This is a genomic window from Mumia sp. zg.B21, from assembly GCF_019550855.1.
Classification (GTDB): domain Bacteria; phylum Actinomycetota; class Actinomycetes; order Propionibacteriales; family Nocardioidaceae; genus Mumia.
The window spans coordinates 786,253-806,464 of sequence record NZ_JAHWCJ010000002.1; the positions used below are offsets into that span (position 1 = coordinate 786,253).

The following is a 20,212-nucleotide window of genomic DNA, read 5'->3' on the forward strand; positions in this document are numbered from 1 at the left end:
GACCAGGAGCTCGGCGTAGCCTCGGGAATGACGCCGCGTGTCGCGCCGTTGGGAGGGGTGACACCGACGCCTCGAGGAGGTGCGCCAGCATGACCGAGGACTTCCGTCCCCTGACCATCAAGCCGATCTTCAACGATGCGATGATCGCCGAGATGCCGCTGTACGACCGCTTCCGCCACGCGGAGGAGATGGTGGCCAACCGCCATCCGCGCGAAGCGATCAAGATGCTGACCGGTGTCGTCGACGAAGCCCCCGACAGCGCGGCCGCCTGGGAGCTGTTGGGGCGTGCCTACTTCGCCGCGGCGCTGCTCCGGCCGGCCGAGGACGCGTTCCGTCGCCTCATCGAGCTCGAGCCCGCGAGCGGATGGGCGCACGTGGCGCTCGGTCTGACCCTGGACCGTCAGTCGCGGCACCGCGAAGGAGCGACCTACCACCGGATGGCGGCCGTGCTCGATCCCGACCAGGACCGGCGACCCAAGCTGGTCGCCACCGACGGTCGCGCCTGAGCGGTCGCTAGCGGCGGTCGCGTGATCGTCAGCGACGTCCCGCCGACCCATATCTCGACCGTACGATGAGCAGCATGGATGCTGATGTGATCGTCGTCGGGGCGGGTCTGGCCGGGCTCGCCGCCACCGCGGAGCTGGTCGACGCGGGGAAGCGGGTGATCCTCGTCGACCAAGAGTCCGAGGCCAACCTCGGCGGCCAGGCGTTCTGGTCGTTCGGCGGACTCTTCTTCGTCGACACCCCTGAGCAGCGCCGCATGGGCATCAAGGACTCTCACGAGCTGGCGCTCCAGGACTGGATGGGCAACGCCGGCTTCGACCGGCCCGAGGACACCTGGCCGCGACGGTGGGCGGAGGCGTACGTCGACTTCGCCGCGGGCGAGAAGCGGGCGTGGCTTCGCGCGCAGGGCCTCAAGATCTTCCCCGTCGTCGGCTGGGCGGAGCGAGGTGGCTATGGCGCGGTGGGCCCCGGCAACTCGGTGCCGCGCTTCCACATCACCTGGGGCACCGGTCCTGGAGTGGTGGAGCCGTTCGAGCGACGGGTCCGGGACGGAGTGGCCAAGGGTCTGGTCACCTTCCGGTTCCGTCACCGCGTCGACGGTCTGACCATCACCGACGGTGCCGTCACCGGGATCACCGGTGCCGTCCTCGCCCCCGACGGAGCCCCTCGTGGCGTGGCCAGCAACCGCACCGTGGACGGTGACTTCGCACTGTCCGCCCAGGCCGTGGTGGTGACCTCCGGCGGGATCGGCGGCAACCACGAGCTGGTCCGCAGGACGTGGCCGACCGAACGGCTGGGCAACCCGCCGGAGGACATGCTCACCGGTGTCCCCGCCTACGTCGACGGGCGCATGCAGCAGATCGCGATCGAGTCCGGTGCGCACATGATCAACCCCGACCGCGGCTGGCACTACGTCGAGGGCATCAAGAACTGGGACCCGATCTGGCCCGGTCACGGCATCCGCATCCTGCCCGGCCCGTCGTCGCTGTGGTTCGACGCGCGCGGCAACCGCCTCCCTGTGCCTCTCTATCCGGGGTTCGACACCCTGGGCACGCTGGAGCACCTGCGGACCACCGGCTACGACCACAGCTGGTTCGTGCTGACGCAGAAGATCATCGAGAAGGAGTTCGCGCTGTCGGGGTCGGAGCAGAACCCCGACCTCACCGGACGCGACGTCCGTGCGGTGCTGTCACGGGTGCGGCCCGGCGCTCCTGCGCCGGTGGAGGCGTTCAAGCAGCGGGGCGAGGACTTCGTCGTCGCCGACACGCTCGAGGACCTCGTCGACGGGATGAACAAGTTGACGCCCGAGCCGTTGCTCGAGCCGGCGGCGATGCGGCGGCAGATCGAGGCGCGCGACCGCGAGATCGACAACCCGTTCGGCAAGGACATGCAGGTCGTCGCGCTGCGCGGAGCTCGGGCGTACCGCGGCGACAGGCTGATCCGTACGGCGGCGCCGCACCGCATCCTCGACCCCGCAGCCGGACCGCTGATCGCGGTCCGGCTGCGGGTCATCACGCGCAAGACGCTGGGCGGTCTGGAGACCGACCTCGAGGCGCGCGTCCTGCGTGAGGACGGCTCCGTGCTGGAGGGCCTGTACGCCGCCGGCGAGGTCGCCGGGTTCGGCGGAGGTGGCGTGCACGGCTACCGCGCGCTCGAGGGCACCTTCCTCGGAGGGTGCCTCTTCTCCGGGCGTACGGCCGGCCGTGCTGCCGCTCAGGCGGTGGGCTGATCGCCCGTGTCGGGGTCGACGTCTCCGGAGAGGTTCTCCGGGTCGACCTCACCCGCAGGGGTGACGTCGGTCGGCTCGGCGTCCTCGGGGACGTCGGCGAGGTCGTCGACAGGGCCGACCGCTCCGTCACCGCGCTGGACGACCTCGGTCTCGTCCATGTTGCCGTGCGTACGGACGGTGTCGGGGGTGGAGTTCACCGCGAGGACCGACGGGTCGACGTCGTCGACCGTGGGGCGGTGGCTCTCTCGGTCAGGGCTGTCGGGACGTGTCATCGCTGCTCCTTCATGACGGGGGGACGGCCGCACAGGTACCCGCCGTCGTGCGACGTATGCGTCGGCGTCCCCGCGCGACGTCACGGGGAGGTGGCGCCTCCCGACGCGGCGCGGATGGTGGCCACCTGGCCCGCGAGCTGGGTGCCTACGTAGTCCTCCGCGGCCTCGAAGATCTCGACCTCGTGCCCCGCCTGCTGCGAGAGGTGCCACCGGTGGACCAGCACGTCGTGGAAGAACTCCGCCGGCTCGACGACGTCGCGGTACTCGTCGGGGATCATCCGCGTGAGCGGCTCCCACACCTCGGTGAGCCAGCGGTGCGCGACGACCATCGCGTCCTCCTGCTGAAGCTGGTGCGCACCGGTGAAGGCGTCGAGGTCGTTGAGCAGGCGCCGGGCCTGCGCCTCCTCGAGGTCGAGGCCGGTCAAGCCCTGCAGTCGTCGGGCGTGGTGGTCGGGCTCGACAACCTTGGGTTGGATGCGGACGCTGTCACCGTCCCAGTCGGTGACGATGTCGAGCTCGTCGACGTCGAATCCGAGCTGGTTGAGCTGCTCGATGCGCTGCTCGATGCGCCACATGTCGTCGAGGCCGAACTCCTCCACGCCGGTCAGCGCCTCCCAGAGCTCCCCGTACCGTTCGACGATGTGGTCGACCAGTGCGTGCGGGTCGACGCTGGGGTCGAGCAGCCCGCCGGCCTGCAGGTCGAGCAGCTCTCCGAAGGTGTTCGTACGGACCAGGTCGAGGTCCTCGCCGCGCTGCCCGTCGGACAGGGTGTCGTGCAACGCGCCGGTCTCGGCGTCGACGAGGTACGCCGCGAACTCGCCGGCGCTGCGGCGGAACAGCGTGTTGGACAACGAGCAGTCCCCCCAGAAGAACCCGTCCACGTGCAGACGTACGAGCAGGACGACCAGCGCGTCGATGACGGCGTCGAGCGTGTTCTCGGACAACGGGTGCTCGAACAGCGAGCGGTACGGGAGGGAGTGCGGGAGGTGCGCCGTCACCAGCGCCGCGCCCAGCGGCGAACCGTCCCTGGCCGTGCGTCCGGTCACCACCGCGACCGGCTCCACCGTCGGGAGGTCGAGGCGTACGAGGTGACGGAGCAGCCCGTACTCGCGGCGCGCGTAGTGCTCGGTCGTCTCCTTCACGACGAGCACGGCGCCGTCGACGCGGACGAAGCGCACGACGTGGCGGTGGATGCCGCGCGGCAGGGACACATCGAGGTCTTCCGGCCAGTCGATCAGCGGTTCGCGCCACGGTAGCGAGACGAGTCCGCTTCGGGGCCGTGCGGAGAGGACGTGGACCGGCATGCGCCTAGCCTCGCGGGACGGAACGCTCGAAGCCAGTCGAAACCCCCGAGAAGACGTTTGCACGTTCCGCTGTCGTGGCCCTCGGACTCTCCTACGATCCCAGGCATGCGTTCGGCGGTCGTGCCCTTCTGGCGTGCGTGGTTGCCGGTCGTCTGCGCGGTGTGGGCCGTTGGATGGCTCTGGGGTGGCCCGCTCGAGCAGGCGGTGATCGTCCCGCTGGTCGCTGTGGGCTCGTACGTGGGCGTGCGACGAGTCGTGCCCGGCGCGCTCATCGTGCTGCTGGCCGAGGTCGCCGTCGTCGTGATGGGCATCCCGCCCGACAACCCTGCCGTCCTCCTCGCCGGGATCACCGTCACGTTCCTTCTTGGCCGCCTGACCACGGTCCGGGCGGGCCTGCCGGTCATCGGGTGCTTCCTGGTGGCGATCGCGGCGAGCGAGATGCCGTTCGCCGGTCACGTGATCGGGATGGCGGTCCAACTCGTCGTCTGGGGCCTCGGCGTCGCCTTGCGGCACGCCGACCGCACGGTCGACGAGGCGCGCTCGCGGTCGCGCGCATGGCGGGCCGGCGACATGGAGACCTGGGTGTCCCGGGTCGTCGCGGCAGAACGGCGCCGGATGGAGCTCGACGTCCTGGCGACGCTGTGCGGATCCGTCGCCGCGATCAGGGAGATCGTGCTTGCCACGGGGGGACGGGTCGACGTCGCCGCTCTGCGGAGCGTGCACGGGCTCGCTCAGTCCACGATCGGGGACCTCCGTACGCTGCTCGTCTCCCTCCGGTCGCCCGAACCCGCCACCCCCGCGGGCGCCGATCCGACGGGCGATCGTGGGCGGCACGGGCGAGCACGACTGCGAGCTGACATCGCGCTGACGCTTGCGGTGGCAGCCGTCGCCGCGATGGACACCGTCATCGTCGGACGCGTCATCCCCGACGCCGGGCTGATGGCGTGGCTCGGACTCGTCTGCGTCGTCGCGCTGCCGTGGCGGAGCGTCTCGCCCGGCCGTGCGTGCCTGGGGGCGACTGTCCCCTTCGTCGTCGCCGCGGTGGCCGGGACGGAGCTCGTGCTCGGCCTCGCCACGCTGACCACCCTGGGGCTGCTCGCCTGGTCCGCCGTGGCCGCGGAGGACCGTCGGACGTGGGCGGCGTGCGCGCTCCTGGGCGTGACCGTCGTGCTCGCGCCCACGCATCCGGACTCGCTCTACCCCCTCGTCACGGGGTCGCTCGTCGCGTTCGTGGCGGTCGCGTCGTTCGTGTGGCACCACGTGGTGCAGGACAGAGACCACGCGACGTCGACGGCACGGGCGTACGAGGAAGCGGTGTGGGGACAGGCCGAGCCGATGCTCGTCGCAGTCGGGCGCGGCCTGGCCCGTGACCTTCACGACGACGTGAGCCGGATGATCGGCGTCGTCGCCGTCCACGCCGAAGCAGCCGTGGCCCTCGCCGAGACCGACCCCGCCCGCGCGCAGCGGTCGATGGATGTGGTCATGGATGCGGCCTCGCGGGCCGACGTCGAGCTCGAGCGGCTGTGCCGGGTGCTGTACGACGAGGGGCCGGGCGAGGGTGATCCCTGGGACCGCCTCCTCGCCGACGCGGACGCCCTCGGGCTGCAGGTCGAAGCCCGGATCGAGGTGCCCGTCGCCGAGCGTGCGGCGACGACCGCAGCCCGCCACGTCGTCGCCGAGGCGCTCGCCAACGCCGCCAAGCACGCCCCTGGTGCCCGCGTCTCGCTGCGGGTGCGTCGCATCGGCGGTGAGGTGTGCGTCACCGTCGTCGACGACGGGGGACACCGGCCTCGCAGCGAGCCGCCAGGAACGGGGTTCGGGCTGCTGACGCAGGCCGAGCTCGTCGAACGGGCTGGTGGGCGGCTGTGGGCCGCACCCGCCGGCACCGGCTTCTCGGTGCGTGCACGGATCCCGATACACGCGCAGGCCCTGGGTGAGCCTGCGACGCCGCACGCGGTCGTCCGACCGACGCCTGAGGAGATCGGCCGGTGATCCGTGTCGTGCTCGCCGACGACCACGAGGTCGTGCGCTCGGGTCTCGCCGCGATCTTGTCGGTGGAGCCTGGCATCGAGGTCGTCGCCGAGGTGGGCGACGGGCACGAGGCAGCGCGGGCCTCGCGAGCTCGACGCGGACGTGGTCCTGATGGACGTGGAGATGCCCGGCACGGGAGGCATCGAGGGGGTCACACTGACAGCGCGCGCCAACCCGCGGACGAAGGTCGTCATGCTCACGACGTTCGACCTCGACGAGCATGTCGGGGCGGCCCTCGGTGCCGGGGCAGTCGGCTACCTCCTCAAGACGGCCGGGCGCGCGGAACTCGTCGCTGCCGTACGTCAGGCCCATGCCGGCGCACTGTCGCTCGACAGCGAGATCACCCGCCGCCTCGTCGGCCGGTTCATGCGCACGGCGCGCCCGACCGGCACGCCGAGCCCGCTGGACGACCTGACCGAGCGTGAGCTCGAGGTGTTCGGGCTGATGTCGCGCGGGCTGACGAACGCCGAGATCGCCGTGGCGCTCACGGTGAGCGAGCTGACGGTGAAGTCGCACGTCGCCCGGATCCTCGCCAAGACAGGGCTGCGAGACCGCGTCCAGGCGGTGGTGCTCGCCTACGAATCAGGATTCTTGGAGCCCCGCGCGGACCTCTGAACCGTCCGGCAGGAGGAGAGGGCTACTCCGTCCGGACGATGTGGCGGTGGTGGGCGGCGGGTCATCGTGGGACCCGACCCACAACCACACCTGGAGGAACAACGATGCGTGCCCTGACGACGACCGCGGCCCTGGCGTTGGCGGCCGGCGCGTTAACCGCAACACCTGCCTCGGCCTCGGCGACGCCCGCAGTGAACCAGTCCGCTGTCGCCCCGGCCGCCGTCGGCGCGACCGGCACGCTCGTCTACATCAAGGCGCACAACGTCTGGATCTCCACCACCGACGGTCGGCGCCACCACCGGGTGACCACGGACGGCACCGCCGTCTCGCCGTACTCGTCCCCGTCGATGTCCGACGCCGGCATCGTCGCCGTGTCGAAGGGCTACGCGATCGTCCGGATGCGCCAGAACGGCGTCGTCCTCAACCGGATCGACCCGCCCCCGCTCCCCGGGTCGGCGGGAAGCCCTGTCGACGGCGTCCCCGACAGCGTCATCTCTCCCGACGGCAGCACGATCGCCTGGTCGGTGTCGGCGTACCAGTGTCCGGTCGGGGTGAGCTGCGGGATCCGCTCGGCGACCGGCTACACCGCGGCCGGCAGGTATCAGTCGGCCGGGCGGAGCACGTACTTCCGGAACCCGTCCTGGGTGAGCGGCACCCGCACGCTGCAGGGCGGCGGCTACGGCTCTCACGTCATGCTGCACGACCTCACGACGACCCCGAAGCTGTGGTTCAACGACGACGACGTGTTCGCCGCCTCGACGGATCTCGGGGACTCGGAGCTGAGCCGAGACGGCAAGTACCTCGCGGCCGTCCGCGGGTACGGCGACTCGACGCAGATCGCCTGGTACACCGTCCGAGGGAACGCGAGGACGGGAACGCCTCCGGCGCCGCCGACCGCGCTGTGCAACACGAACGAGGCTGCGGGGTTCGCCGGTCCGACCTTCAGCCCGGACAGCCAGGGCCTCGCGTGGGAGGAGCCGGACGGCATCTGGGTCAAGCGAGGTCTGAGCTCGTGCGACACGCCGCAGCCGTCACTCCTGATCGTGGGTGGATCCCAGCCGCACTGGTCGCCCGCGTCGCTGAACCCACCGGCGGTGGCGAAGCCGGCGCCGCCGAAGCCGAAGACGTTCGTGGTCACGAAGAAGCCGCGGGTCAAGGGCAAGGCGAAGGTCGGCAAGAAGGTGTCGGTCACCGCGGGCACGTGGTCGCCACGTCCGACGAAGGTCACCTACCGCTGGTACCGGGGTGCGAAGGCCATCAAGGGCAAGGCCGGTGCGAAGCGGGTCTACAAGCTCAAGAAGGCTGACCGTGGCAAGAGGCTGCGGGTGAAGGTCACTGTGAAGCGCTCCGGCTACAAGTCGACGTCGGTCTGGTCCACGCGAACCGCGAAGGTGAGGCGCTGACCGTCGCCCGAGATGTCGGCCGACGTGTGGCCTCAGCCGAGGCGAGACGTCGGCCGACGTGTGGCCTCAGCCGAGGACCCGGTCGAGGTAGGCGTTGGTGAACGTCCGCTGCGGGTCGAGCCGGTCGCGTACGGAGCGGAAGTCGTCGAAGCGCGGATAGCGGGCGCGCAACGTGTCGGGCTCGAGGGTGTGCAGCTTGCCCCAGTGCGGCCGGCCCTCGTGCTCGCCGAAGATCGCCTCGATGCCCTCGAAATAGCGGCGGTAGTCCATCTGGTGGTACTGGTGGACGGCGACGTAGGCGTTGGCCCGCTCGTAGCCCGTCGACAGCCAGATGTCGTCCGGAGCGGCGAAGCGCACCTCGATCGGGAACGACACCGTCTCGCCAGACCGGTTGACCCACCTGTCGATCTCAATCAGCACGGAGGGCAGCGCGGCGCGCGGCACGGCGTACTCCATCTCTCGGAACCGCACGCGGCGCGGGGAGATGAAGACCGCGGGCGCCCGGTCGGTGTACTCGCGGGCGCCAAGGGCGCGGCCGGAGAGCGCGTTGAGCCGCGGGATCCACTGCGGCTGATGGGTCCCGATGCGGTTGACGACCTCGAAGAGCCCGTTGGACAGCACCTCGTCGTCGATGAGGAAGCGCGCCTTGGACAGCGGCTGACGCTCGGTGCCCTCAGGGACACGGTTGTTGCGCTTGACCAGCGCGCGGTCGGTGTGCGGGAACCAGTAGAACTCGAAGTGGTCGTTGTCCTCGACGAGCGCGTCGAGCCCGGCGACCACGTCGGGGAGACGCATCGGCTCCTCGCGGGCATGCAGGAGGAACGACGGGATGCAGGCGAAGGTCAGCGAGGTGATGATGCCCAGCGCGCCGAGACCGACGCGTGCGGCGCCGAAGAGCTCGCGGTCGTCGGGGGTCACGGTCAGGACGGTGCCGTCGCCGGTGACGATCTCCAGGCCTGCGATCGCGCCCGCGATGCCGGTGAGTCGCGCCCCTGTGCCGTGGGTGCCGGTGGAGGTGGCGCCCGACACCGTCTGCGGGTCCACGTCGCCCATGTTGGGGAGCGCGAGGCCGATCTGGTCGAGCGCGCGGTTGAGGCCGCGGAGGCTCATGCCGGCGCCCACGGTCACGTGCCCGGTGTCGCGGTCGACACGCTGGATGCCGGCGATGCGGTCCATCCGAAGCATCACGCCGTCGGTGGCTGCGATCGAGGTGAACGAGTGCCCGGCGCCGACCGCCTTGACGCGCTGCCCGCGCGCGGCGGCGGAGCGTACGACCTCGGCGACCTCGGCGGTCGAGCGCGGGCGGACGACGTCGGCGGGCTCCGCGCTCGCGCAGCGGCCCCAGTTGGTCCAGCGAGCAGCGGTGTGCTGGGAGGTCGTGGTCATCCGAAGTTCTTCCCTTCGCCGCGGTAGGTCGGCAGCACCTCGACGGTCGCCGCGCCATGGGTCGACTCCTCGGTGTGGACGAGGTGCACGGCGTCGAACCGCTCGCACATCTCGCCGGCCTTCGCGTGCCGCATGAAGACGCGGTCGCCGAGCCGAAGACTGCGGGCGACCGGCCCACGGACGGGGGTCTGCACCTCTCCTGCGCCTTCGGTGCCGATCAGCGACAGACCCTCGGGCCAGGCGGGCGTGGGCAACCGGCTCTTGCCGGCAGCACCCGAGGCGGCGTACCCGCCGGAGAAGAGCGTGGCGATGTCGGGCGTCGGCTTGCGGACCACCGACAGCGCGTAGAACGCCGCGGGAGTCGACTCGAAGGCGTCGTAGGAGTCGAACAGCGTCGGCATGAACAGGCCCGAGCCCGAGGTGAGCTCGGTGATGTAGGGGTCGTCGCGCATGACCTCGAGGCTCCCGGTGCCGCCGGCGTTGACGAAGCGGAGGTCGGTGGTCTCGCGGATGCTCTCGACGATGCGCGCGCGGCGCTCGGCGATGTCGGCGGCGCTGCGAACCTTGACGAAGCGGACGGCGGGGGAGCTGTCGGGGAGGCCGGCGATCTGCGCGTCGTAGAACATCAGGCCGACCAGCTCGTAGCCCGGCCGAGCGGTGATCGCCCGGGCGAGCGCGATCGCGTCACCCGGGCTGTGGATCGGCGACCGACGAGCACCGAGGTGCACCCGGCGGAACGGCTCCAGCGACGAGTCCACGTCGATGCAGACGCGGATCCGGGGGCGGGCGGTGCCCACGACGGCGTCGATGTGGTCGAGGTGCGCGAGCGAGTCGACCATCACGGTGATCGCTGTCGAGCGGTGCTCCTTCGCGACGAGGTCGTGGAGGCCGGCGCGATGCACCGTGGGATAGGCGAGCAGCAGGTCCGTGTGTCCCTCGTCGGCGAGCCAGATCGACTCGTCGAGGCTGTAGGACATGACTCCCGCGTAGCCGTCGTGGGCGAGGGTGCGGTCGAGGATCTCGCGGACACGCAGGGACTTCGACGCCACACGCACAGGAACACCGCCGGCTCGGCGTACGAGCTCGGCGGTGTTGTGCGCGAGCGCGGCCCCGTCGACCACCGCGTACGGGGTCTCGAGGTCGCGCGTCAGGCGCTCCAGTCGCTCCATGTTGGGCAAGCGTCCAATAGCCACGGCACCAGTATGCGCCAGGAACGTGACTTTGGACACCCGACCAGGAGGACTCCTCAGATTCAGCTCCGGCGCTTCCTCCACACCCGCGCCACGATCAGCAGCAGCACGCCGCCGACGATGATCGCCGGGAGCTGCGGGTTGTCGCGCGCATTCTGCTTGACGTACTCGAGCCGTTGCTCCGCCTCGGACTTCACCTCGGACTTGACCTCGTCGACGCGGGCCTTGGCCTGCTTCTTGACGTCCAGGCGGTCGGTCAGCTGCTCCACCGTACGGCCGAGGTCTTCGCGGGTCTCTTCGATCTCGCGCTGGATGTCGTTGGGATCAGTGCTCACGGTTGCGCGCCTCCTTCACCTCGGCGATGTCGGCCTTGACGTTCTCCACGGCATGCTCGGGAACTGGTGATCCCACCTGCTGCAGCTTCTTCTTGCCCAGCAGCGCGAGCACGGCCGCGATGATGAAGAGCACGACGGCGACGATCAGTGCGGCGAGCCACACGTCCATCACCAGGGCCAGGGCCGCGATGATGGCGGTGAAGAGGGCGGCGAGGCCGTACAGCGCGAGAAGCCCGGCGGCGCCAAAACCTCCGAGCCCTACGCCGGCCTTCGTGCCCTTGTCCTTGAGCTCGGCCTGCGCGAGGCGCATCTCGTCACGCACGAGGCGAGAGGTCTGCTCGGACAGGTCGCGGACGAGATCGGCGATCGACTCGTCGGCCCGCGAATCAGGTTGTGTCATTTGGGGTGCTCCCCTCTGTCGGTCATGCCACACAGGTGCCCTTCCGCGGGGCGTACATGCGCACGGCGTCCTAGGCTCGCGGGCATGGATGCTGGAGTGAACGAGTCGGTGCTCGCGTTGATCCTGATCGGCCTCGGGGCGATCCTGGTCTTCTGGGGAGGCACCGCGCTGCGAGCACTGATTGCCCTGGCGGGCGCGTTCATCGGCTTCTTCCTCGGCGCGGAGATCGTGCAGGAGCGAGTCGGGGGCGAGCTGCTCGGCACCCCCGGCGGGTGGATCGCCGCGGTCGTCGGCGCGCTGGTGCTCGGCATCCTCGCGTACGTCTGGTACTGGCTCGGCGTGGTGATCTGGGTCGGCGCGATGGGGTACGTGCTCGGCGTCTCGGTCGCCGCCGTGTTCGGTGCGGACGACAGCTGGGTCCTCACCACGGTGGGTCTGGTCGTCGCCGCGGTGCTCGTCGTGATCGCGATCGCCATGTCACTCCCATCCCTGCTGCTCGTGATCGCGAGCGCCTGGTCGGGCGCCATCCTGGTGGTGATCGGCGTGATGCTGCTGGTCGGTGAGATCAGCGAGCGCCAGATCAACCGGGCGTTCACTGCCGTCGAGCCGGCATGGCCCTGGTACGCCGCAGCCATCGGGCTTTTCGTCGTGGGTCTCCTGGCCCAGCTGGGGATGACCTCGCGGCGTCGGTCGGAGAGCGTCGACAGTTAGGATGGGCCCGGCTCCGGAGGTCGCGGGGCCCTGCCGGTGTAGCTCAGTTGGTAGAGCGCCTCACTTGTAATGAGGATGTCGCGGGTTCGACTCCTGTCACCGGCTCTGGGTGTTGGTGCAGGGCAGGGACGTCATACGTCGGCGACTCTCGCAAGAGGCTGACGCCGAATGCGTCGCCAAGTGCCGTTCACGGTGTCAAACCGTATGCGTCGGAGCGGTGGGACGGCCTGTGGCCTTCGGTGCGTTGTCTCGGCGAATGAGCATCAGGGGTCGCGTGACGACGTCGGGCACGTCAGGCATTGAGTGTGACGCTGTGGAGGCGTTCCGCAAGCGACGTTCGGCTGCAGCCGAACCAACCCTGCCGGCCATGAATCAGGCACGCTGTAGACGGTGGCGGACAGCGGCCACGGTGGGACGCTCACCGACCAGCGCGGTGACGACCGGATGTGCCTTCGACGCTGCTCGAGCATCCCGTACCGGGTGCTGTCGCGGATGTCGTGACAAATACGTCGCCGAGATCCTGACGGATCACACTATTCAATCGATTGGGGGCATTCCTTCAACAGCTTGTGCCAGTCGATCTCCGAGATGTCGTCGGGGACGTCGAGGAACGGCGACCAGGGGGCGCTGCCGCCCATCATGTCGTCCACGAACTTTGCCTTGCTCGGGGGTTCGGATGACTGATAGCCGAGGTCCGCAAGGCACTGGCGCATCTCGACGAGGTGGCCGTACGTCTTGGCAGCGAATGCGGGGGTCAGCGGTACGTCGTTCGGGGCCTTCCCCACACGCTCGTGACATTCAGTCTGCGCCTGACTGAACGACGACGCCTGCTCGGCGGTCACCGAATCAGCGATGATCCCGTTCTGCTCGAGGTCGATCTCGACCTTCCAACCCGCCTCCTGGAGACAGGACTGCATCGAGCCGAGCCACTCCGCCATCGTGCCCGTTGCGGGCGAGTCTGCCCCCGACGTCGCTGATGTCGCCTTCGGGCTGTCGGCGTCCGGGTCACCGACGCTCGCACCACCGCTACAGGCAGCAAGTACAGTCGCCAGGGCGACCGCGCCGATGAGCGCCCGAACCCGCATGCTTCTCGTCACGAGCGGACGCTAGCGTGTTCGGCAAACTCCAGGCAACACTCTGGAATCTATCCGGTCATGGCGAACAACTCGCCCGGTCATCACAGCTGATTGGGCGAACCAAGCCAGCGCTCAATCGGTGATCGCCTGCCCGTGCTGGGCAACGAAACCGTCAGGGGACGCGGAGTTCGCGTACCGGATCCCGTCGTGCCGCCGCGACGCCGGGGAGGGCTGCCGCGCCGGTGGCCGCGCTCGTGATCAGGACGATGATCGCGACCAGGTAGGTGGCGGGCGGCGTGGGGCTGCCTTCGAGGGCGAGCCAGGAGCCGCCGGCGACAGCACCGACCGCGGCGCCGAGGGCTACGGCCGTGAAGACCTGGCCCGCGACGAGCGCGACGATGGTGGTCCGAGTTGCGCCGAGGGCACGTCTGCGTCCGAAGTCCTTGCGGTTGCCGAGCACAAATCCCGACGCGACGACCAGGGCGAACAGGGCGGCGGCGCCGGTCACCGCTCCGATGATGGCTCGTCCTTGCGTGGCGAGCTCACCGCCGATAGCGGAGCGAAGTGTCGCCCACTGCTCGGAGGTGCTGACGGTGACCTCGTCGGGACCGTAGTCCTCGAGGTATCCCCGCACGAGCCTCATGAGTGCGGGAAGCGACTCGGCCGACGTCGACAGGATGTCGATGCTCGTCAGCGTCAGGGCCTCGTCAGTTGGTGCGACGACGACGATCGGCTCGAGCGAGTGCAGGTGCTCGGGCAGGTCCAGGCGTCCTGACAGCACGTACTCGGGCCCATCGATCAGCCTCACCGAGCCGGCGCCGGGGGGGAGCCCGAGCGCGGTCGCGGCAGCGGGGGTGCTGTAGGCGGGCGCGTCGCCCCCTGGCCGTCGGGTGAGATGTATCCCCGCGAGCGTCCCGTACGCGTGCCGGACGGCGACGCGCGTGCCGTCCGGGATCCCCGCGGCGGTCGCGTCTTCGGTCCTGCCCCATCCCACGACTTCTTCGACGGCCTCGGCGCGGGCGAGGTCATCGACGATCGTGGTGGGCAGTGCGACCTGTTCGTTCATGGCCTGTACGTGGATGCTGCGGGTGCCCTGGGCGTCGATCGTCTCCAGGATGGACGCCTCCAGGCCGGCGCTGCGGCCACTGGTGAGGACGAGCGTCGCGGTCGCGGCCGCGACGACGGCCAGCATTACCATCGACTGCACCCGGTGCCCGATCGCCGCGGCGCCGATCTCCCTCAACAGGGCGACACATGCCCGCGCCCCGTTCACTCGGCCGCCCGGTCCTACTCATCGAGCGTCCATTCCGTGTACCGGGCCACAACATCATCGGTGTCTAGCTCGTGGAACGCCGCGACGTCCGGTGCGACGCAGGTGGTGGCCAAAGCTAAAACGGTCATCAAGAAAGTCGATGTCGTCGGGTCTGCCCTCAAGAAGGTGGCCGTCGAGGCCTGCAACTTCGCCATCGGCGACATGATCCGGGCCTGCTCACAAGGCATCTCACTGAGCTGCGGGGCAGAGCTCGCGATGATGACGCCTTGGGGCAAGTTTGCCAAGGCCGGCAAGCTCGCCTTCAAGATCGCGGGCAAGATGGACGACGCCATCGGCGCGAGTCGCAGCCTGGCGAAAAAGTGTTCCTTCGCTGGCAAGACCCTGGTCCTGATGGCCGACGGTTCGCGCAAGTCGATCGAAGACATCAAGGTCGACGACCGCGTCATGGCATCCGATCCGCAGACCGACGAGCAGGCCGCACGCCGGGTCGAAGCGGTCCACGTCCACCACGACACCGTCACCGACATCGAGGTCGATGGCGAGGTCGTCACGACGACCGAGGACCACCCGTTCTGGTCGGTCGACGACCAGACCTTCGAACGCGCCGACGAGTTGGCAGCCGGTGAGCGGGTGCTCGGCGCCGACGGACAACCCCGGACCGTCACCGACGCTATCAACACCACGACGGCACGACCCGCCTTGGCGTACAACCTGTCGATCCAGGGCATCCACACCTACCACGTCGGCACCGGCGATATCCTCGTCCACAACACCTGCTCGATCGCAGGTGCCGCAGGGGGCGCCGACGATGCCGCCAACATCACCAAGCGCTACTCGCGTCCGTCTGGTGCAACCACGCCCGCCCAACGCGAGGCCGTGCAGGGCAAGCCGTGTGTTGATTGCGGAGAGATCGCAGAACGTCAGGTGGCAGACCACATTGACCCGCTGGTCAAGGAGTATTACCGAACCGGAGCAATTGATCGAGATCGGATGAGGTCGTTGGACGCTGTTCAGCCACAGTGCCCGACGTGTTCATCTCGGCAAGGAGCCGCCATGAGCCGATACTCAATCGAGATGCGCAAACAACTGGGGCTGGAATGACAGATATCGACTACGCACAACTCGCGACCGCCGAGCGTTTCGGGGCGGCGTCAGTGTTGCCTCCTGACCCGATTGACAAGGTTGGCATCGCCCGCAACGTCAAGGATGGTCTTCAGCCGCTGAACGCGTTGCGGCGCTTGCCCGAGGGGGATACCTGCGGCTGGTACATCTGGGCGGGAGTGGAACTATCGGAGGATCCTGACTTTTTTGTCCCGCTCCATGTCGCACACGTCGCGGAATGGTGCCCGAGCATCGTTCCGTATCTGGCCTTGCCTCCCGGCTGGCGAGTATTGCTGGCGCCCGGCTATGAAGATGTGTGGTTCGACCGCAACCTCGTGTGAGCCGCCGACCGTGATCCGGAACGTTCTTTAGGTGCCGGTTGAATCGCGCTGGGTTTCGTTCCTATGCGTTCCCTTGGCCAGCGAGTGCTGGCCTGGATGATTCCTGGGCAGCGTAGTACGCCGCCTCGACCTCGAGCGGGGAGCGCATCTCGAGCTCGCCGTGCAGGCGCTGGTTGTTCCACCACCACACGTACTCCAAGGTCGCGAGCTCGACCTGCTCGATCGTCTTCCACGGCCCCCTGGCGCCGGATCAACTCGGTCTTGTACAGACCGTTGACCGCTTCAGCCAGGGCATTGTCGTAGCTGTCCCCGACCGTGCCGGTCGACGGTGTCGCACCCAGTTCAGCGATTCGGTCGGTGTAGACGATCGACAGGTAGTTCGACCCGTGATCGGCGTGATGGACCAGCCCTGTCAGATCCTTCGCGCCTTCGCGCCTGGCGTCCCACGCGGCCATGTCCAAGGCCGGCATCGGTCCAAGATCGGCTCGCAGCGTGCCGGCAACGTTCCAACCGACGATCCTGCGGGAGTACACGTCGGTCACGAACGCCACGTAGGCGAACCCTGACCAGGTCGCGACGTAGGTGATGTCAGCAACCCACAGCCGACGCGGTGCGACGGCGTGGAACTTGCGCTGGACCAGATCAGCCGGTTTCGCGGCGGCGGGATCGGACTTGGTGGTGAACACCTTCTTCGACCGCTTCACCCCGCGAACGTCGGCGATCTTCATCAACCTCGCGGTCTGGTCGCGACCGACGTCCCAGCCCTGCCGGGCGCATCAGGGCGTGCATCTTCCGCACCCCGTAGACGCCGTAGTTCTCGGCGTGCAGCCGGACGATCTCGGGCACCAGCAACTCGTCCTTCAACGCCCGCGCCGACGGCGGCCTGACCTTCGCAGCCCGGTAACCGCGCGAGGTGATGAACCCACGAACTGCCGGGCGCAACACCCGGCAGATGGCCTCGACCCCGAACTGATCCCTGTGCTCGTCGATGTAGCGGATCATCTCGTCGTGGGACGGTCGAGCTCCTTGGCGAAAAACACCGACGCCGACTTCAAGATTTCGTTGGCTCGCTTGAGCTCGGCGACCTCGCGCTTGAGACGCTTGATCTCCTCCGCCTCATCGGTGGTGACTCCGGGCCGTTTCCCGGCGTCGACCTCGGCTCGGTGCACCCACAGCCGCAGGGTCTCCACGTTCATCCCCAACAGTCCCGCCACGTGCCTCAGGGCTGACGTCTCCTGCGGGTGCTCGGAGCGGACCTCGGCGACCATCCGCACCGCCCGCTCACGCATCTCGTTCGCATACCTGGCCATCGTTCCCATCCTGACTCATCAAGCGGAACGAAACCCAGTGCGATTCAGACAGCATCGCCCGTCCCGATCGGCCCCGGCCGACATCGCCCGTCCTGTTCGACATACACGTCATGCAGAACGAGGCCGGCTCTGTTGCGTCGGTGACAAAACCCGTAGGACGGGCGCACCCTGAGAAGCATGGACATTCCGGAGCCAGACCCGCCACTGGACCCATCGCTCGTCCCGGGGTTCGACTGGTCCGCCGGTGACCGTCGCCGGATGCCCGCCCACATGAAACGGAGGCACCGCAAACGCCCGTCCCCGAAGCCGGTGGTCACCGAGAAGGTCGTCGACCAGCGGCGTCAGCCGCTGGTCGAGTGCGCCCGCTGCGGCCAGGCGCTGCCTGCTAGCGCGTCGACGGGACGGCCGCGGGTCTACTGCACACCGGCCTGCCGCAAGGCCGCCTATGAGGACCGCAGAGCCCGACGCGACGGCGCCGTCCGGGTACAGCTCGTCGACCGGATCGTCACCCAGACCATCGAACGCGTCGAGTATCGACCCCACCCGCCAGCAGCGTGTGTGGCCACAGTCCTGGCCGACCCCGCTCTGATCCGGAAGGTCCTCATCGGCCTATCGAGGCAGGTCGGGTCGAAACAGATCACCCGACCGATGACGCCTTCTGGGACCTGGCCACGTCGGTCGAATACCTCACCGAAGCGTTCACACGCGCCACCAACCGCGGCACCTGACCACCGCCGATCCCAGATGACCTGTGAGGCTCACCGAGTCGCTCACACCAGACCAGAGCAGCGGCTGGAACACTGACCCCATGACCACCCGCACCCAGCAGACGAACCCACGTCGCTGGGTGCTCGTTTTCCTAGCCGCCATCGTCGCGGTCGCGGCCACGGTGTTGGCCATCGCATCGGCGTCGGCCGCCACCACCGGCGTCGCCGAAACTCGCGTCGGGGCTCACACCCAGACCGTCGACGTTCTCGTCGAGCCGCCACAACACATCACCGCAGGTCAGCAGCTAGGCGACAACGCTGCGGAGCCCAGAATCGTGGTGGCTACCGGTGTTGCCGCAAACGCCGGTGACGACCTCACCCGTGTGGGCCGCTGGATGGGCGACGACGAACTCCTCAAGATGCAGAAGTCAGGTCAGGTTCAGGTCGGGGGTGGCGGCACTACGCATGTGGCGGATCCGGCGAACATGTCGACATACGCCAAGCAGGCGGCGCCAGGGAGCAAGTACGTTGAGTTCGACGTGCCTCGGACTTCGCTTTCCCCATCCGGCTGGCCAGGTGGTGCGCAGATCCCGGGTCCGAACCACATCCTCGCTCGGCTAGCGGAGCGGCGTGGCTCGCAAGTTCAGTTCCCGGTGCCAGCGTGCAACATCGTGGTGGTGGGGTCGTGCTGAACTATCTGGACCTCTTGGTGGAATGGACGCAGAGCTGGAACGGCGCCAGCGGACGAGGTCTGTCGGCCCGTACGCAGCTCGGCGCTGCGGACGTTGACAAGAGATCTGCGTGGCTCGTGCTCGAAGGTGAGGATGCCGCTGGACAGTTGACGGTTTGGGCTTCGGGAGAGTGCGAACTGGAGGCATATCGAGTCGCCGATGGCGCGGTGGTGCTGCTTGAGCATCGTGACCTTTCCACGGCGGAGGACCTGTGGAGCGCGTGTCGAGCGCTGGTGGTCGCGTGCGGTGGGACTACCGAATGAGCGGTTTCCTGCGCCTGCTGCTGGCCACGGTGATGGCCGTACTCGGTTGGCTCGCGTTGCCGGCGATCGCAGTATCGGCATCGGCGAGCACTCACGTTGAGACCTACATCTACGACGCACCTGCCTACGACGGTCCCGGCAGCGACGCCGCGTCAGAGCGTGGCCCGCCGACGGAAGTCCGCTACACCACCCATGACGCCGTCGTCCGCTGGTCGCACGGCGCTTCGGTGCGCCCGCACGACGCGTCCCGGCTCACGTTCACCTCCGACGCCTACCTCTCGAAGCTAGTGCAGGCTGGCGAGCCTACGACTACGACGGGTCGCCAGGTTGTGACCCTTGACGGGGACCTGTTGGCGTCGGGCAGGTCCGTGAGCGCCGCAAAGTCAGCAGACGACTGGCCGGTCATCAGTGGCGTCGTCCGTGATGCGTCACGGAGCAAGGGCAACTTTGGTCTCGGCTCTGGCACGGCATCGCAGGCAACGCGAGCCGGCGAGTCCTGGGTCGGCGATGGCTATCGGATCGCCAGCGACGGCAAGTCGCTCGTCAGCCGCGATGGGCTCAGGGTCTTCCGGCCGCCGTCGTGGAAGTCCAACCTCGGCAAGTACCAGGCGAACTTCGAGTACTGGGTCGAGGGGCAGGTCACGCGCAAGCCGATTGGCAACGGGCACTTCGACGTCACGGACATGGTCCCGTGAGGGCAGCTGTTCGTTCGCTCCTGAGCTTCGACGTCGATGAGCTCCACGCTTGGGCTCCTGACAGCGATGCGTGGGCGCTCGGGCTCCGGGTTGTCGCGGGCCCGGATGACGGTCCCGGGGAGGAGTCCTTCGATGTCACCGTCTGCAGTGTCGCCTGGCTGACCGAGCAAGTCCGGCGCGACGGCGTAGTCGACGGTCGCCACCACCTGATCGTCGAATGGTTCGATTGGCGATCCTTGCGGGCCTACATCGAGAGGCGCGTTCATCAGTGCGAAGGGGCGACTTGGCGCGAGGTTGCCGAGAAGCTCGCCCGGTTCGGCTATTGGGAGTTCGAGGACTATCAGCCCTGATCAGCTGGCTTGGCCTGAGAAGGCTTGGCGGGCGTGGTGGCGGAGGAGTGCGCCTTCGATGAAGGCTGCGACGTGTTCTTGTTCGTCGGGGGTGAACTGGTCGACGGCTTCGAGCTTGAGTCGAAGTGTCGGGTTCTGTGGGCCGCGTTCTTCGTCGTCGAAGAGGAGCGAGTCAGCGCTGACGTTGAGCGCGAGCGCTAGAGACCGAAGAACGTCGAGGGTGGGCTGGCTGGTGCCGGCTTCGTAGCGGCGGATCTGGGTGACGTGGGCACCGGATCGCTCGGCGAGTTGCTGCTGGGTGAGCGACGCCTTTTTGCGTGCTGCGGTGAGGCGGGCGGCGAAGTTGGTGTCGGTCACGGGCTCGCTTCCAGGTGCGTGCAGTGGGGTGAGGTCTGCGGAAACCATAGGATCCACCTTCTGGTGTCGTTGACGCACGAGAGCGAACTAGGTCTATTCCAGCGAGCGAAGTGACGTTCTTGACAGGA

21 protein-coding genes, 1 tRNA gene and 1 pseudogene are annotated in these 20,212 nt (G+C 68.6%); 13 read left to right on the forward strand and 10 right to left on the reverse strand.

Annotated features, from left to right (window positions below; genetic code table 11):
- Positions 1–89 precede the first annotated feature (89 nt).
- Entirely contained in the window at positions 90–506 is a 417-nt protein-coding gene (locus tag KV100_RS12585; protein WP_220343381.1) for a tetratricopeptide repeat protein, read from the forward strand.
- Positions 507–580: 74 nt separating this feature from the next.
- On the forward strand, positions 581–2,233 hold the full coding sequence (locus KV100_RS12590; RefSeq protein ID WP_220343382.1) for an FAD-binding dehydrogenase: 1,653 nt from the start codon (positions 581–583) through the stop codon (positions 2,231–2,233).
- Here the strand turns inward: KV100_RS12590 and KV100_RS12595 are convergent.
- Together KV100_RS12595 and KV100_RS12600 are read right to left on the reverse strand one after the other, a co-directional pair.
- Positions 2,218–2,505, reverse strand: coding sequence for a hypothetical protein (locus KV100_RS12595; protein ID WP_220343383.1), 288 nt, complete (start codon positions 2,503–2,505; stop codon positions 2,218–2,220). The two genes, KV100_RS12590 and KV100_RS12595, sit on opposite strands and share 16 nt — an antisense overlap.
- 80 nt (positions 2,506–2,585) lie before the next feature.
- Positions 2,586–3,809, reverse strand: a complete 1,224-nt coding sequence (locus tag KV100_RS12600) for a DUF4032 domain-containing protein (RefSeq protein ID WP_220343384.1) — start codon at positions 3,807–3,809, stop codon at positions 2,586–2,588.
- 105 nt (positions 3,810–3,914) lie between these two features.
- Between KV100_RS12600 and KV100_RS12605 the strand changes: the two genes are divergently transcribed.
- The 3 genes from KV100_RS12605 to KV100_RS12615 all read left to right on the forward strand — a co-directional run bounded on the left by KV100_RS12605 (position 3,915) and on the right by KV100_RS12615 (position 7,858).
- Positions 3,915–5,801, forward strand: a complete 1,887-nt coding sequence (locus KV100_RS12605) for a sensor histidine kinase (protein ID WP_220343385.1) — start codon at positions 3,915–3,917, stop codon at positions 5,799–5,801.
- 150 nt (positions 5,802–5,951) lie between these two features.
- Positions 5,952–6,455 (forward strand): response regulator transcription factor, encoded by a 504-nt coding sequence (locus KV100_RS12610; RefSeq protein ID WP_308291430.1) that lies wholly within the window; start codon positions 5,952–5,954, stop codon positions 6,453–6,455.
- 104 nt (positions 6,456–6,559) lie between these two features.
- The gene (locus tag KV100_RS12615) at positions 6,560–7,858 is read left to right on the forward strand and encodes a hypothetical protein (protein WP_220343386.1); all 1,299 of its coding nucleotides are present in this window, start codon (positions 6,560–6,562) and stop codon (positions 7,856–7,858) included.
- A 66-nt stretch (positions 7,859–7,924) separates the two neighbouring features.
- Here KV100_RS12615 and KV100_RS12620 read toward each other — a convergent pair whose 3' ends face one another.
- Genes KV100_RS12620 through KV100_RS12635 form a run of 4 tightly spaced genes read right to left on the reverse strand, consistent with a single transcriptional unit; the run spans position 7,925 to position 11,169 of the window.
- Positions 7,925–9,244, reverse strand: coding sequence for a D-arabinono-1,4-lactone oxidase (locus KV100_RS12620; RefSeq protein ID WP_220343387.1), 1,320 nt, complete (start codon positions 9,242–9,244; stop codon positions 7,925–7,927).
- Positions 9,241–10,437 carry an alanine racemase gene (locus KV100_RS12625; RefSeq protein ID WP_308289440.1) on the reverse strand — a complete coding sequence of 399 codons (1,197 nt, stop codon included), beginning with the start codon at positions 10,435–10,437 and terminating at the stop codon, positions 9,241–9,243. Before KV100_RS12625 ends, KV100_RS12620 begins: the two co-directional genes overlap by 4 nt.
- Positions 10,438–10,496: 59 nt before the next feature.
- Positions 10,497–10,769: a DUF3618 domain-containing protein gene (locus tag KV100_RS12630; protein ID WP_220343388.1), complete on the reverse strand. Its 273-nt coding sequence runs from the start codon at positions 10,767–10,769 to the stop codon at positions 10,497–10,499.
- Positions 10,759–11,169 carry a phage holin family protein gene (locus tag KV100_RS12635; protein WP_220343389.1) on the reverse strand — a complete coding sequence of 137 codons (411 nt, stop codon included), beginning with the start codon at positions 11,167–11,169 and terminating at the stop codon, positions 10,759–10,761. The genes KV100_RS12630 and KV100_RS12635 overlap by 11 nt, the downstream gene beginning before the upstream one ends.
- Before the next feature lie 84 nt (positions 11,170–11,253).
- On the opposite strand from KV100_RS12635, the gene KV100_RS12640 reads away from it, so the two are divergent.
- Both KV100_RS12640 and KV100_RS12645 read left to right on the forward strand, forming a co-directional pair.
- Positions 11,254–11,880, forward strand: a complete 627-nt coding sequence (locus tag KV100_RS12640; protein WP_220343390.1) for a DUF4203 domain-containing protein — start codon at positions 11,254–11,256, stop codon at positions 11,878–11,880.
- 32 nt (positions 11,881–11,912) lie between these two features.
- Positions 11,913–11,985, forward strand: a tRNA-Thr gene (locus KV100_RS12645).
- Positions 11,986–12,413: 428 nt separating this feature from the next.
- Here KV100_RS12645 and KV100_RS12650 read toward each other — a convergent pair.
- Both KV100_RS12650 and KV100_RS12655 read right to left on the reverse strand, forming a co-directional pair.
- Positions 12,414–12,965: a hypothetical protein gene (locus tag KV100_RS12650; RefSeq protein WP_220343391.1), complete on the reverse strand. Its 552-nt coding sequence runs from the start codon at positions 12,963–12,965 to the stop codon at positions 12,414–12,416.
- 163 nt (positions 12,966–13,128) lie between these two features.
- Positions 13,129–14,154 (reverse strand): FtsX-like permease family protein, encoded by a 1,026-nt coding sequence (locus KV100_RS12655; protein WP_308291449.1) that lies wholly within the window; start codon positions 14,152–14,154, stop codon positions 13,129–13,131.
- Between the two features lie 111 nt (positions 14,155–14,265).
- Between KV100_RS12655 and KV100_RS12660 the strand changes: the two genes are divergently transcribed.
- Together KV100_RS12660 and KV100_RS12665 are read left to right on the forward strand one after the other, a co-directional pair.
- Entirely contained in the window at positions 14,266–15,330 is a 1,065-nt protein-coding gene (locus KV100_RS12660; protein ID WP_220343393.1) for a polymorphic toxin-type HINT domain-containing protein, read from the forward strand.
- Complete coding sequence (locus tag KV100_RS12665; RefSeq protein ID WP_220343394.1) at positions 15,327–15,671, forward strand: DUF2185 domain-containing protein; 345 nt, start codon at positions 15,327–15,329, stop codon at positions 15,669–15,671. Before KV100_RS12660 ends, KV100_RS12665 begins: the two co-directional genes overlap by 4 nt.
- Before the next feature lie 61 nt (positions 15,672–15,732).
- On the opposite strand, the pseudogene KV100_RS12670 reads toward KV100_RS12665, so the two are convergent.
- Positions 15,733–16,990, reverse strand: a pseudogene (locus tag KV100_RS12670) (IS3 family transposase).
- 799 nt (positions 16,991–17,789) lie between these two features.
- Here KV100_RS12670 and KV100_RS12675 point away from each other — a divergent pair.
- From KV100_RS12675 to KV100_RS12690, 4 genes are read left to right on the forward strand one after another with little or no spacing between them, the layout of a single operon-like run.
- Positions 17,790–18,380, forward strand: a complete 591-nt coding sequence (locus KV100_RS12675; protein WP_220343395.1) for a hypothetical protein — start codon at positions 17,790–17,792, stop codon at positions 18,378–18,380.
- Positions 18,374–18,682 carry a hypothetical protein gene (locus KV100_RS12680; protein WP_220343396.1) on the forward strand — a complete coding sequence of 103 codons (309 nt, stop codon included), beginning with the start codon at positions 18,374–18,376 and terminating at the stop codon, positions 18,680–18,682. The genes KV100_RS12675 and KV100_RS12680 overlap by 7 nt, the downstream gene beginning before the upstream one ends.
- Positions 18,679–19,377 carry a hypothetical protein gene (locus tag KV100_RS12685; protein WP_220343397.1) on the forward strand — a complete coding sequence of 233 codons (699 nt, stop codon included), beginning with the start codon at positions 18,679–18,681 and terminating at the stop codon, positions 19,375–19,377. The genes KV100_RS12680 and KV100_RS12685 overlap by 4 nt, the downstream gene beginning before the upstream one ends.
- The gene (locus KV100_RS12690; RefSeq protein ID WP_220343398.1) at positions 19,374–19,727 is read left to right on the forward strand and encodes an Imm8 family immunity protein; all 354 of its coding nucleotides are present in this window, start codon (positions 19,374–19,376) and stop codon (positions 19,725–19,727) included. The genes KV100_RS12685 and KV100_RS12690 overlap by 4 nt, the downstream gene beginning before the upstream one ends.
- On the opposite strand, the gene KV100_RS12695 is transcribed toward KV100_RS12690, so the two are convergent.
- Positions 19,728–20,084 carry a helix-turn-helix domain-containing protein gene (locus KV100_RS12695; RefSeq protein WP_220343399.1) on the reverse strand — a complete coding sequence of 119 codons (357 nt, stop codon included), beginning with the start codon at positions 20,082–20,084 and terminating at the stop codon, positions 19,728–19,730. It lies immediately after the preceding gene.
- Positions 20,085–20,212 lie beyond the last annotated feature (128 nt).